Source organism: Exiguobacterium sp. B2(2022) (assembly GCF_028823655.1).
GTDB lineage: Bacteria > Bacillota > Bacilli > Exiguobacteriales > Exiguobacteriaceae > Exiguobacterium > Exiguobacterium aestuarii_A.
On the sequence record NZ_JAPEHX010000036.1, the window covers coordinates 1 to 12,177 of the forward strand.

At 49.2% G+C, this 12,177-nt stretch carries 13 protein-coding genes and 1 pseudogene; 13 read left to right on the forward strand and 1 reads right to left on the reverse strand.

Going from position 1 to position 12,177, the window contains the following annotated elements; all coding sequences use genetic code 11:
• Nucleotides 1-173 precede the first annotated feature (173 nt).
• Nucleotides 174-566, reverse strand: coding sequence for a YslB family protein (locus ON063_RS08675; protein WP_274664874.1), 393 nt, complete (start codon nucleotides 564-566; stop codon nucleotides 174-176).
• A 222-nt stretch (nucleotides 567-788) separates the two neighbouring features.
• Here ON063_RS08675 and ON063_RS08680 point away from each other — a divergent pair, with 222 nt between their 5' ends.
• From ON063_RS08680 to clpX, 13 genes and pseudogenes are all read left to right on the forward strand, one after another.
• Nucleotides 789-1,406, forward strand: coding sequence for a succinate dehydrogenase cytochrome b558 subunit (locus ON063_RS08680; protein ID WP_015881102.1), 618 nt, complete (start codon nucleotides 789-791; stop codon nucleotides 1,404-1,406).
• A gap of 16 nt (nucleotides 1,407-1,422) precedes the next feature.
• Nucleotides 1,423-3,180, forward strand: a complete 1,758-nt coding sequence (sdhA, locus tag ON063_RS08685) for a succinate dehydrogenase flavoprotein subunit (protein WP_074032768.1) — start codon at nucleotides 1,423-1,425, stop codon at nucleotides 3,178-3,180.
• Between the two features lie 8 nt (nucleotides 3,181-3,188).
• A complete protein-coding gene (gene sdhB / locus ON063_RS08690; protein WP_193343274.1) occupies nucleotides 3,189-3,977 on the forward strand; it encodes a succinate dehydrogenase iron-sulfur subunit in 789 nt (262 codons plus the stop codon).
• 8 nt (nucleotides 3,978-3,985) lie between these two features.
• Nucleotides 3,986-4,426: an acyl-CoA thioesterase gene (locus ON063_RS08695; protein WP_147537790.1), complete on the forward strand. Its 441-nt coding sequence runs from the start codon at nucleotides 3,986-3,988 to the stop codon at nucleotides 4,424-4,426.
• Nucleotides 4,427-4,500: 74 nt separating this feature from the next.
• Nucleotides 4,501-4,764, forward strand: coding sequence for a phosphocarrier protein HPr (locus ON063_RS08700; RefSeq protein ID WP_015881106.1), 264 nt, complete (start codon nucleotides 4,501-4,503; stop codon nucleotides 4,762-4,764).
• Nucleotides 4,765-4,876: 112 nt separating this feature from the next.
• Complete coding sequence (gene racE / locus ON063_RS08705) at nucleotides 4,877-5,680, forward strand: glutamate racemase (protein ID WP_224860392.1); 804 nt, start codon at nucleotides 4,877-4,879, stop codon at nucleotides 5,678-5,680.
• Nucleotides 5,673-6,385, forward strand: a pseudogene (gene rph, locus ON063_RS08710) (ribonuclease PH). The gene racE and the pseudogene rph overlap by 8 nt, the downstream one beginning before the upstream one ends.
• Complete coding sequence (locus ON063_RS08715) at nucleotides 6,382-6,972, forward strand: XTP/dITP diphosphatase (protein ID WP_274664875.1); 591 nt, start codon at nucleotides 6,382-6,384, stop codon at nucleotides 6,970-6,972. The pseudogene rph and the gene ON063_RS08715 overlap by 4 nt, the downstream one beginning before the upstream one ends.
• A 5-nt stretch (nucleotides 6,973-6,977) precedes the next feature.
• A complete protein-coding gene (locus tag ON063_RS08720; RefSeq protein WP_074032782.1) occupies nucleotides 6,978-7,490 on the forward strand; it encodes a metallophosphoesterase family protein in 513 nt (170 codons plus the stop codon).
• 226 nt (nucleotides 7,491-7,716) lie between these two features.
• Entirely contained in the window at nucleotides 7,717-8,130 is a 414-nt protein-coding gene (locus ON063_RS08725) for a group I intron-associated PD-(D/E)XK endonuclease (protein ID WP_074032786.1), read from the forward strand.
• Between the two features lie 250 nt (nucleotides 8,131-8,380).
• A complete protein-coding gene (locus ON063_RS08730) occupies nucleotides 8,381-9,292 on the forward strand; it encodes a hypothetical protein (protein WP_214749751.1) in 912 nt (303 codons plus the stop codon).
• An 89-nt stretch (nucleotides 9,293-9,381) separates the two neighbouring features.
• Nucleotides 9,382-10,674, forward strand: a complete 1,293-nt coding sequence (gene tig / locus ON063_RS08735) for a trigger factor (protein WP_074032791.1) — start codon at nucleotides 9,382-9,384, stop codon at nucleotides 10,672-10,674.
• A gap of 211 nt (nucleotides 10,675-10,885) precedes the next feature.
• Nucleotides 10,886-12,154, forward strand: coding sequence for an ATP-dependent protease ATP-binding subunit ClpX (gene clpX, locus ON063_RS08740; protein WP_015881113.1), 1,269 nt, complete (start codon nucleotides 10,886-10,888; stop codon nucleotides 12,152-12,154).
• Nucleotides 12,155-12,177 lie beyond the last annotated feature (23 nt).

Sequence of the window (12,177 nt, forward strand, 5' to 3'; positions counted from 1 at the left end):
ATCCCACTCCTTTAGGGGTGGGATGAAAGCTCGGAAATTCTGTAGGGCGACTCAGGGCTATGAAGGGGAAGACGTGACGTTTGATCAATACGAACTCAACGGATTCCGTCTCTACATGCGTCAACAACTTTAGCAGAAACAAAAATAAGAGTCGATGCGAAACGCATCGACTCTTATTCGTAATCGTCTTTCCGGTCTAGTTGGACGGTGATTTGGACAATTTTTCGGGCGGGATCGGCATATCCTTCCGCGACGCACTGGAAACGACCTGCAATCTGTTCGGCTAAAAATCCAGCTTCGAGCTGATAGTAACCTGTCGCCTTGGCTTGGGACGAAGGTGGTGGGATCAGTTCGTATGTAAATTTACTCCCACGTTCCTTTTTGAGCGTCAACGCTCCCCAACCTGCCTCGTCGAAGAATGCAGTCAGTTCATCGTCAGACATCGTCGGGAATTTGCGGGCGACCCGTTTTCCTGACCAATAGATGACTTGGGCGTAATCTTCACCAAGCAAGTCCGTCAACACATAGTCGCGAAGAAGTTCAATCGCGAAAATTGGTTGGCTCATCGTTTCCATTCTATCCCATCACTCCAATCTCTCTATATCATTATAACGACCAATCGGAATTTGGTCATCCTGTATTTTGAAAAGAATGTGGCACAAATCGGCTAGGTTATCTTGTCATACAATTTTCACAAGAGTAGAATAGGAGACAGAAAGCTATATCTGCATTTGAAAACGCTTTTATTGACAATACGAGCCAATGCTCGTAAAAAAGGGGGAACTAGAATGGCAGCGCATCGTGACTACTTCAGTCGTAAAGTCCATTCGCTACTTGGGGTCATTCCAATCGGTTTGTTTTTGATCGTTCACTTATCGGTCAACTACTACATCGTCGATGGGGTGGAGTCATTCAACAAAGCAGCAAAATTCATGGAGAACTTACCGTATCTGTACTTCCTTGAAGTGACGATTATCGCATTGCCGATGATTTTCCACGGCGTGTACGGCGTGTACTATGCGTTTCTCGGATCGATTAACTCGAACCGTTACTCATACGCACGCAACTGGTTGTATCTCTTCCAACGCTTCACAGGGGTCTTCCTCGTCATCTTTATCGCATGGCACGTTTGGGAAACGCGCTTAGCGAAATTACGCGGGGTAGAAGTCAATGCGGAGATGATGCAAAACATCGTCGACAACCCGCTCATGTTAATCTTCTACATAGTCGGAATCCTTTCGGCTACGTTCCACTTCGCGAACGGTCTTTGGTCGTTCTCGATCACGTGGGGAATCACACAGTCACCTCGTTCGCAACGTCTCATGAGCTACGTATCAGGTGTCGTGTTCTTGGCACTATCTTTTGTCGGCATCCGTTCGATTTTGACGTTTGCAGGCATCTTGTAATTAGGGGGAATTTTACATGGCAAATCAAAGTTTGATCGTCATCGGTGGCGGTCTAGCTGGACTCATGGCGACAATCAAGTCGGCAGAGATGGGTGTTCCGGTAAAACTATTCTCGCTTGTACCGGTCAAGCGTTCACATTCAGTTTGTGCCCAAGGTGGCATCAACGGGGCCGTCAACACGAAAGGGGAAGGTGATTCTCCTTGGCAACACTTTGACGACACGGTCTACGGAGGCGACTTCCTCGCTAACCAACCACCTGTTCAAAAAATGGCAGAGAATGCACCGAAAATCATCCACATGTTCGACCGGATGGGTGTCATGTTCAACCGTACGCCAGAAGGTCTCTTAGACTTCCGTCGTTTCGGTGGAACGCTTCACCACCGTACGGCATACGCTGGAGCGACAACTGGTCAACAACTTCTCTATGCACTCGATGAGCAGGTTCGTCGTTATGAAGCACAAGGTCTTGTCGAGAAATATGAGGGATGGGAATTCCTTCGTGCCGTCATCGATGAAGAAGGGATCTGCCGCGGTGCGGTCTGTCAGGATTTGCGCTCGATGGAAATTAAAGCGTTCCCATCGGATGCGGTGATCTTGGCGACAGGTGGCCCAGGGGTCATCTTCGGTAAGTCAACAAACTCGGTCATCAACACAGGGCAAGCAGCGGCAGCGGTTTACCGCCAAGGTGCAGTCTACGCGAACGGGGAGTTCATCCAAATTCACCCGACTGCGATTCCTGGGGACGACAAACTTCGTCTCATGAGTGAATCGGCTCGTGGGGAAGGTGGACGTGTCTGGACATACAAAGACGGGAAGCCATGGTACTTCCTCGAAGAGAAATATCCAGCATACGGGAACCTCGTACCGCGTGACATCGCGACACGTGAGATTTTCGATGTATGTGTTAACCAAAAACTCGGCGTCAACGGCGAGAACATGGTGTACCTCGACTTGTCTCACAAAGATTCGAAAGAACTCGACATCAAACTTGGTGGGATCCTCGAAATCTACGAGAAATTCGTAGGGGACGACCCGCGTAAAGTACCGATGAAAATCTTCCCGGCAGTCCACTATTCGATGGGCGGACTGTGGGTCGACTACGATCAAATGACAAACATCCCTGGACTCTTCGCAGCCGGTGAATGTGACTACTCGATGCACGGTGCGAACCGTCTCGGTGCGAACTCACTTCTCTCAGCCGTTCACGGCGGAATGGAAGCAGGTCCTGCAGCGGTCAACTACATGCGTGGTCTCGACCAAGCGACAGAAAGCGTCTCTGACGCACTCTTCAACTTCAACGAGCGTGAAGAGATCGAACGCTTTAACGACATCCTTGCGATGGACGGGACAGAGAACGCGTATCAAATCCACCGTGAACTCGGTGAACTCATGACGGACAACGTCACAGTCGTTCGTTATAACGACAAGCTCGAAGCGACGGACAAGAAAATCCAAGAATTGCGTGAACGTTTCCATAACATCTCGGCTACGGATACGGCACGCTGGAGCAACCAAGGGGCATCGTTCATTCGACAGCTCGACCACATGCTCGACCTCGCACGCGTCATCACACTCGGCGCACTCAAGCGGGACGAGAGCCGTGGTGCCCATTACAAACCGGAATTCCCGGAACGTAATGACGAGCAGTTCATGAAGACGACGATGGCACGTTACAAAGATGGGGAAGTCGATATCTCGTATGAAGACATCGATGTTTCGTTAATCCCGCCACGTAAACGGGATTACTCGAAGAAAGGGGCGAAGACGAAATGACGACGCCAATGCAATCTGAACAAAAAGACATCCGCTTCATCATCGAACGCCAAGATGGACCGGACCAAGCAACGTATACTGAAGAATTCACGGTGCCGTACCGTCCGAACATGAACGTCATCTCGGCACTGATGGAAATCCGCCGTAACCCGGTCAACGCGAACGGGGACAAGACGACACCGATCAACTGGGACATGAACTGTCTCGAGGAAGTATGTGGTGCCTGCTCGATGATCATCAACGGGAAGCCACGCCAGTCGTGTACAGCGCTCGTCGATAAACTCGAGCAACCGATCCGCCTCGCGCCGATGAAGACGTTCCCGGTCATCCGTGACCTTCAAGTCGACCGTCAACGCATGTTCGACGCGTTGAAAAAAGTGAAGGCATGGGTTCCAATCGATGGAACGTATGACCTCGGTCCAGGACCGCGTATGCCAGAAAACAAACGTCAATGGGCATACGAGTTATCGAAATGTATGACATGTGGGGTTTGTCTTGAAGCGTGTCCGAACGTCAACGACAAGTCGGACTTCATCGGTCCAGCAGCGATTTCGCAAGTCCGTCTCTTCAACTCGCATCCAACAGGTGCCTTCCACGCGGAAGACCGCCTCGAAGCACTTATGGAAGACGGCGGCATCATGCAGTGCGGAAACGCACAAAACTGTGTCGAAGTTTGTCCGAAAGGCATCCCGCTCACGACGTCAATCGCTTCGATGAACCGTCAAACGACACTTCATTCGTTTAAACAGTTCTTCGGTAGTGACAAAGGTCGCACCGGTTCTGCGGTCGAGGCGTAAGCGAGCCGATGACCAAGTACTTTCGAGAGCCAGGTTGGGAAACACGTGTCAAAGCAGGGATCGCGCTCGATGTAAAAGTTCGCTTTTCGGAGTGCGATCCGTACGGTCACATGAACAACACAATCCCGTTCATCTATTTCGAAGATGCGCGAATTGAGTTGCTAGAAGCGACAGGATTCTCCTTAAAGGACGGGTTTGTCGTCGTCGCCGATGCGCAATGTGACTATGTTCGACAAGTCATGCCACGTCAACAGCTGACCGTGCATGCCAATATCTTGACGGTCGGAAACACTTCATGTGATATTCATTACGGGGCATATGACGGAGAACAACTCCTCTTCGCGGGACGAACGAGCCTCGTTCATTTGACGAAGGAAGGTCGTCCAACGGAATGGACTCCGGAATATAAAAACCGCTTGCAGAATTTTTGCGAATCCGCTATCATTTGATAATGAGTTCACAAACAAAAAATATTCTGCCGGTTCGCCTGTAGAATTGAATTTTGAAGGGAGACCATCATCTCATGGAAAAAACGTTCACAGTCGTTGCTGATTCAGGAATTCACGCTCGTCCAGCTACTCAGTTGGTTAACACAGCTTCTAAGTTCCAATCAGACATCAACCTCGAGTACAATGGTAAAACAGTTAACTTGAAGTCGATCATGGGTGTACTTTCACTCGGTATCGCAAAAGATTCTACAATCAAGATCACTGCTGAAGGTGAAGATGCAGAAGAAGCAATCAACACGCTTTCTGACATGCTCACTAGCGAAGGTCTTGCTCAGTAATTCGGGTAAGGGACGAGGCGCCACTGGCGACCTCGTCTTTTTTTGTCATGGGAACGTTTCTTTTTCCGTCTGATGTTTTTTGGTAAGATAGGTGAGAATGGAAGTGATGCAAATGAAACGAGCGATTGGAGTCCTCGATTCAGGAGTCGGCGGGTTGACGGTAGTCAAAGAATTGATGCGCCAACTCCCTAAAGAAGAAATTATCTATATCGGGGATACGGAACGCTGTCCATACGGACCGCGTCCGCACGATGAGATTGAAGCTTATACATGGGAACTCATTGAGTTTCTATTGAAGAAAGACGTCAAAATGATTGTCATCGCGTGTAACACGGCGACGGCGGTCGTCTTGAAAGAGGCGCGGAAACGCCTCGATATCCCGGTCATCGGTGTCATCGACCCAGGTGCCCGTGCGGCCGTCAAAGGGACGCGAAATAAACATATCGGTGTCATCGGTACGAAGATGACGATTGAGAGTGCTTCGTATGAAAAGGCGCTTCGTCACGTAGCTGGTGAGGTCGACGTGTACTCACTCGCTTGCCCACCTTTTGTGCCGCTCGTCGAAGCGGGGAACGTGTCGGGAGACCGCGTCCGTCAAATCGTGGAAGAGACGTTGCGTCCGCTACAACCTTCCGAGATGGATACACTCATTCTCGGTTGTACGCATTATCCGATCCTTGCTCCTGTCATCCAGGACGTGGTCGGACCGAACGTGCACCTCATCTCGTCTGGTGACGAGACGGCGCTCGAAGTCGCAGCGATGCTTGATTATCAAGAGCTCGAGAACGGATTAGATACCGTCCCATCCCATGCCTTTTATGCGACGGGGGATATTGAACTATTTGACCGATTGGCGAGCGAATGGCTCGGTCGTCCGGTCCATGCGGAGAAAGTCGAGGTGACCGGCATTGCGTGATACGAGACGATTTGATGAATTACGAACAGTCGAGATCGTACCGCATGTGAATAAGCATGCGGAAGGGTCTGTCCTCATTTCGATTGGTGATACGAAAGTGATTTGTACGGCGACTGTCGAAGAACGTGTTCCGAACTTCCTTCGCGGGAAGAAGCAAGGCTGGATCAATGCCGAGTACGCCATGTTGCCGCGTGCGACAGGTGACCGGACTGTCCGAGAAGCGGTACGTGGGAAACAATCGGGTCGAACGATGGAGATTCAGCGTCTCATCGCCCGATCACTCCGCTCGGTCGTCGACTTGGAACGTCTCGGTGAACGCACGATTTGGATCGACTGTGATGTCATCCAAGCGGATGGCGGTACGCGTACGGCATCCATCACGGGTGGTTTTTGTGCCCTTGTCCTCGCCGTCGACCGGTTGATCCGTCAAGGGAAGCTCGACGATACGCCAATTAAAGAAGGCGTCGCGGCAATCTCGGTCGGACGTACCGATGAACTCGTTCTCGACTTGGACTATATGGAAGACGCGGCGGCTGATTCGTTGAAGTTCAGGGGACAGGTGAAGAGGCGACGTTCACGCTTCAAGAGATGAACGAGATGCTCGCGCTCGCACAACAAGGAATCGAATCATTATTCAAGACGGCACAAGAGGCGCTCGGTGCTTCTTGGTGGTACGTCGGAGAACGTTCGGAGGAGACATTATGAAGTTGATCATTGCGACACACAATCCCGGGAAAGTAAAAGAACTAGAAGGGATGTTGACACCGCTCGGATTTGAGGTCGAGTCACTACTTGACTATCCGGATGCGCCGGAAACAGATGAGACAGGTACGACATTTGAAGAAAATGCGGCGTTAAAAGCGACGGAAGCGGCTGCCTATTTCGGGCATGCCGTTCTCGCGGATGACTCCGGTCTTGAAGTCGACGCGCTCGATGGGGCACCTGGTGTATATTCAGCTCGCTTCGCCGGTCCTGAAAAGTCGGATGAGGCGAACAACGCGCTTCTTCTTGAAAAATTGAACGGGCAAACGAATCGCATGGCTCGCTTCATCTGTGCCCTCTGCCTGGCGAAACCGACAGGAGAGACGTTGACCGTTCGCGGAACGATTGAAGGGACAATCGGCTATTCCCCACGTGGCGAGAACGGTTTCGGATACGACCCACTCTTTATCGTCCCATCGCTCCACAAGACGGCGGCCGAACTAGAACGTGAAGAAAAAGCGGTCGTCAGTCACCGTGGACAGGCATTACGAAAACTGGAGGCACAAATCATTCCATTCATGAAAGGATGAAGCTTATGCGTTTTCTAATAGTGAGTGATAGTCATGGTCTGACGGAAGAATTGACAACGATTTTTGAGCGACACGAGGCAGAGATTGATGACGCGTTCCATTGCGGTGATTCACAACTTGCGCTTGTTGATGAACATCTATTGCCGTATCGAACGGTCCGTGGGAATTGTGATTTTGGTGGAGACCTTCCGCTCGAACGGATCGAGACGACGGATGCCGGCACAATCCTCATCGTCCACGGGCATCATCACGACGTCAAATTCGACTTGAATCGGCTGCGTTACCGGGCGGAGGAAGTCGGCGCGAACGTCGTCTTGTTCGGTCACTCGCATGTGGCGGGTGCTTTGATCGAGGATGGGGTCGTCTACATCAACCCGGGTTCGATTCGTATGCCACGTGGACGTTCGGACAAAACGTATGCGCTTCTTGACCTAGAAAACGGGGAAGCGGCGGTACGTTTTTATCGCTCGGAAGACGGTTCTCACGTCGAAGATTTGGACATCGCAGGAAAACTATGAGTTTCGAATGGGAAATCGATTGACAGGAAACCATTTTTCTATTATAGTTTTCATGTCAATGTCCCAATAGCTCAGCAGGATAGAGCAACGGCCTTCAAGACAAATAGGAGCCTTTATAGGGAAACAGAAACCTATAAAGTGGACGACACTATATCGGTGAAGCCTTAACAGATGATGCTGATGGTAATACCGAGGAAACTTACGATCTCTTAAGGAGTGATGTTTTATGTATCATCACACAAAAAGTAAGGGAGATTTAGGTGTTTTAAAGGCTCAAGTAGATTTATATCAAAAAGGGTTTATGATTTTGTTCCCTGCAACTGAACATGCACCGTTTGACTTAGTCGTTTACAAAGACAACCAGTTTAAACGGATTCAAGTTAAGTACAGAGAACTAAACACAAACGGGGTTCTAAATGTTCGGTTTCGTTCAAGCTATAGTACCGCGAGTGGAGTTCAGACGCGGTTTATAAACAAAGATGAAATTGATGTATACTGTGTATATTGTCCACAGACTGATACCTGTTATTACTTTGAACCGAATCTTTTTGAAAAATCTATTTCATTGAGGGTAAAAACACCAAAGAATAATCAAAAGCAAAATATTCTTTTTGCAGATGATTATCGTGAGGTTCCGTAGAGACTACACGTGTCGCACCTGAAACGGTGAAGATATAGTCCAGACTACAAACAACACGATGTTGGTGACGAAAGTCATGGTGGTAAGCTAAGCCGTCGGTCGGGGGTTCGAATCCCTCTTGGGACGCTTCCATTAAAATAGAGATGTTCTCTACGGAGAACGTCTCTTTTTTCATTTTCCGGGAAATCGATTGACAAGGAATCGCGTCCTAACGGAAGATGAAAGGGAATGGAAGAGAGGGTGAGGGAAGATGGAGAAGGAAAAGGACCAGGACTATCCGTTCCCCGGGAATTGGTCGCGCCTGCATAAGATGATTCAAGAAGCAGATGCCTCTGGGGAACGACAGCGGATCGAACCGATTTTATGGGATTGGTATCAGGCGATTCCGGGTGACCCGTTTATTTTCATGGAAATCTTCCAATGTGCGATGGAAAAACCGGACGACCCGGAAACGCTCGAGAAGTTGCAGGAACTCGTCGCCATCCAGATGGCGGAAGCGGAAGAACCGGCTTCGGGCGGATTACAGATTGCGCAGTATTACATCATGCGGGACCAGCCGTTTGAAGCGGCGCACTGGATCAACCAGTATCTCGAATGGCAAGACAAAAAGGATACGGTCAACACACAGGCACATCAGGTGCTTCAAGTGTTGAAAATGACCGAGTTTCCTGCGGCCATCGCCAAATTGAAACGGACGTTGACGCGCGGCAGTACAGGGGAACAAATCGAGGCGTTGCAACATGTTCATTTCAATATCGATTCGGTGCTCGACAATGTGCTTCATGAGCTACTCGTATCCAAGCGACCGAAGCTCGTCAAATTAATCGTGTTAGAGAAGGCGTTTGCCGAACTCGCGGTCATCAAGTGGTCGGATGGGGATTCGACAAACGAGATGTCGCAAATGGAAGCGACATCGCACATCGAGACGTGGGAGAAGACCGTCCTCTCGCTTCAGAAATCAGTTGAGGGCGATGAGATCGGGACTCAGTTGTTGATGAACTATATGTACACGCATTATCCGTATGTGCCAGCCGAAAAAGCGGACGTGGAACAGGCGCTCGTACAGGCGAAACAAGCGATTTTGCATGACGAGGCAGTCGACGGTTTGGCAGCTGCGATTTTAGAGGCGGATCTGCGCTTCACACAGGCGTTATTAGACTAAATCCTTGTGTGCATACCGAGGATTTATGCTATAATACGGATTGTTGTACATTTTTGTACGGTATAAACGAATTGTTGGAGGGACTTAGCATGACAGCAAAATGGGAAAAAACATCAGGTAGCCAAGGCGTACTCACGTACGAAGCTCCTGCAGAAGCTTTTGATAAAGCAGTTGACGCCGCATTTAAAACAGTCGTCAAAGACTTGAACGTGCCTGGCTTCCGTAAAGGTAAATTGCCACGCCCAATGTTCAACAAAATGTATGGAGAAGAAGCACTCTATCAAGATGCGCTCGACATTCTCTACCGCGACACAATCCAAGGTGCGGTTGAAGAAGCTGGTTTCGAACCAATCGCGCTCGAAAACATCGATGTAGACGGCACGCTCGAGAAAGGCAAACCAGTCGCTTTCAAAGTGACATTCGTGGTTGAGCCAGAAGCTGAGCTTGGCGAATACAAAGGCCTCGAGTACGAAGCTGTTTCAACTGAAGTAACAGAAGACGAAGTAACAGCAGAACTTGAAGCACTTCAACAGCAAGGCGCAGAACTCGCTGTTAAAGAAGGTGCAATCGAAAACGGCGATACAGCTGTATTTGATTTCGCAGGTTTCGCTGACGGTGAGCAGTTCGAAGGCGGCACAGCTGAGAACTACACACTCGAAATCGGTTCTGGTCAATTCATCCCAGGATTCGAAGAGCAAATGATCGGCATGACTGCTGGTGAAGAAAAAGACGTTGAAGTAACATTCCCTGAAGAGTACCACGCTGAAAACTTAGCGGGTAAACCAGCGACATTCAAAGTCAAACTTCACGAAGTGAAAACAAAACAAGTTCCTGAACTCGACGACGAGTTCGCAAAAGACATCGACGAGTCTGTTTCGACACTCGACGAGTTGAAAGCGAGCATCCGTGAGCGTTTAGAAGCTGGTAAGAAACAAGAAGCTGAAGGTACAATGCGCGACCAACTCGTTGAGCAGGCGACTGCTAACGCGACAATCGACGTACCACAAGTTCTCGTTGACCAAGAAGTAGACCGCATGGTACAAGAGTTCGGTTCACGTGTATCTTCACAAGGAATCGACCTTAACATGTACTTCGAACTCACTGGTACTTCTGAAGAAGCAATGCGCGAAGAGATGAAAGAGCAAGCTGAAGAGCGCGTTAAAGCTCGTCTCGTCTTGAAAGCAATCGCTGAAAAAGAAGCAATCGAAGTATCTGATGAAGATGCTGAGAAAGAGCTTGAAGAAATGTCTAAACTTTACAACATCGCACCGGACCAACTCCGTACGATGCTCGCTCCACAAGGCGGTCTTGAGACACTTAAAGGTGACCTCAAATTCCGTAAAGCGATCGACATCCTCGTTGAAAACGGTAAAGCGAAGTAAGTTGATTTTTAGTGGGACGACTGCTTAGCGGTCGTCCTTTTTTCTGTCACAACACTTTGGATGTGTAATTCTTTGAAGTCGCAATATGTTCATGCTACAATTATTTCAACGCAGAGATGTAAAATGTCTTTTCACGGTGCATCGCACCAGAAAATACAAATCGCGATTTATCGCACTTACATCCATTTTCACCACAGAAGGGGTGTATCGAATGTTCAAATTTAACGAGGAAAAGGGGCAACTCAAGTGCTCGTTTTGCGGAAAATCGCAAGAACAAGTTCGTAAGTTAGTCGCCGGACCAGGCGTATACATTTGCGATGAATGTATCGAACTTTGCAATGAAATCGTTGAGGAAGAGCTCGGTGTAGAGGAAGAAGTCGAATTCAAAGACATTCCGAAACCACAAGAGATTCGTAACATCCTAGACGATTATGTCATTGGACAAGACCGCGCGAAACGTGCGCTTTCAGTCGCTGTCTATAACCACTATAAACGCATCAACGCCGGCGGTCGTTCGGATGATGTCGAACTTGCGAAGTCGAACATCGTCATGATCGGACCAACTGGTAGCGGGAAGACGCTTCTCGCCCAGACGATGGCTCGCGTCTTGAACGTCCCATTCGCAATCGCGGATGCGACAAGCTTGACGGAAGCGGGTTACGTCGGTGAAGACGTCGAAAATATCTTGCTCAAATTGATCCAATCAGCTGACTACGATGTCGAGAAGGCTGAAAAAGGAATCATCTATATCGATGAGATCGACAAGATTGCTCGTAAGTCTGAAAACCCATCGATTACGCGCGACGTATCCGGTGAAGGCGTTCAGCAGGCACTCCTTAAAATTCTTGAAGGCACTACAGCAAGCGTACCGCCACAAGGTGGACGTAAGCATCCGCATCAAGAATTCATCCAAATCGATACGACAAACATTCTCTTCATCGTCGGCGGAGCATTCGCTGGGATTGAATCGGTCGTCAAACGCCGAATCGGGAAGAAAGTCATCGGTTTCGGAAACGATCAAGAGAATCGCGAGTTGACGCAAGAAGACTTGCTCGCCCGCGCACTTCCTGAAGACCTTCAAAAATTCGGTTTGATTCCTGAGTTCATCGGTCGTTTGCCAGTCATGGCGACGCTCACGACACTCGATGAGGAAGCACTCGTTGAAATCTTGACGAAGCCGAAAAATGCCCTCGTTCGTCAGTACGAGAAAATGCTCGAGCTTGACGATGTCGAATTGACGTTCACTGACGAGGCATTGATCGAAATCGCCAAACTTGCGATCAAACGTAAGACTGGCGCACGCGGTCTCCGCTCGATTATCGAAGAAATGATGCTCGATGTGATGTTCACCGTCCCATCGCGTGACGATATCGAGAAAGTCATCATCACAGATGAAACGATTACGGGTCTTGCCGGTCCGAAATACGTCCTTCGTGATGGTACTGTCGAACAGACAGGGGACAACAAAGAGACAGCATAATTTGTTAACGAAGAAGGCTCAAA

Coding starts and splice junctions, on each gene's coding strand:
- ON063_RS08680 (WP_015881102.1), top strand. CDS start 789: ATGGCAGCGCATCGTGACTACTTCAGTCGTAAAGTCCATTCGCTACTT.
- sdhB (WP_193343274.1), top strand. CDS start 3,189: ATGCAATCTGAACAAAAAGACATCCGCTTCATCATCGAACGCCAAGAT.
- ON063_RS08715 (WP_274664875.1), top strand. CDS start 6,382: ATGAAGTTGATCATTGCGACACACAATCCCGGGAAAGTAAAAGAACTA.
- ON063_RS08675 (WP_274664874.1), bottom strand. CDS start 566: ATGAGCCAACCAATTTTCGCGATTGAACTTCTTCGCGACTATGTGTTG.
- ON063_RS08720 (WP_074032782.1), top strand. CDS start 6,978: ATGCGTTTTCTAATAGTGAGTGATAGTCATGGTCTGACGGAAGAATTG.
- sdhA (WP_074032768.1), top strand. CDS start 1,423: ATGGCAAATCAAAGTTTGATCGTCATCGGTGGCGGTCTAGCTGGACTC.
- clpX (WP_015881113.1), top strand. CDS start 10,886: ATGTTCAAATTTAACGAGGAAAAGGGGCAACTCAAGTGCTCGTTTTGC.
- ON063_RS08730 (WP_214749751.1), top strand. CDS start 8,381: ATGGAGAAGGAAAAGGACCAGGACTATCCGTTCCCCGGGAATTGGTCG.
- ON063_RS08695 (WP_147537790.1), top strand. CDS start 3,986: ATGACCAAGTACTTTCGAGAGCCAGGTTGGGAAACACGTGTCAAAGCA.
- ON063_RS08700 (WP_015881106.1), top strand. CDS start 4,501: ATGGAAAAAACGTTCACAGTCGTTGCTGATTCAGGAATTCACGCTCGT.
- tig (WP_074032791.1), top strand. CDS start 9,382: ATGACAGCAAAATGGGAAAAAACATCAGGTAGCCAAGGCGTACTCACG.
- racE (WP_224860392.1), top strand. CDS start 4,877: ATGAAACGAGCGATTGGAGTCCTCGATTCAGGAGTCGGCGGGTTGACG.
- ON063_RS08725 (WP_074032786.1), top strand. CDS start 7,717: ATGTATCATCACACAAAAAGTAAGGGAGATTTAGGTGTTTTAAAGGCT.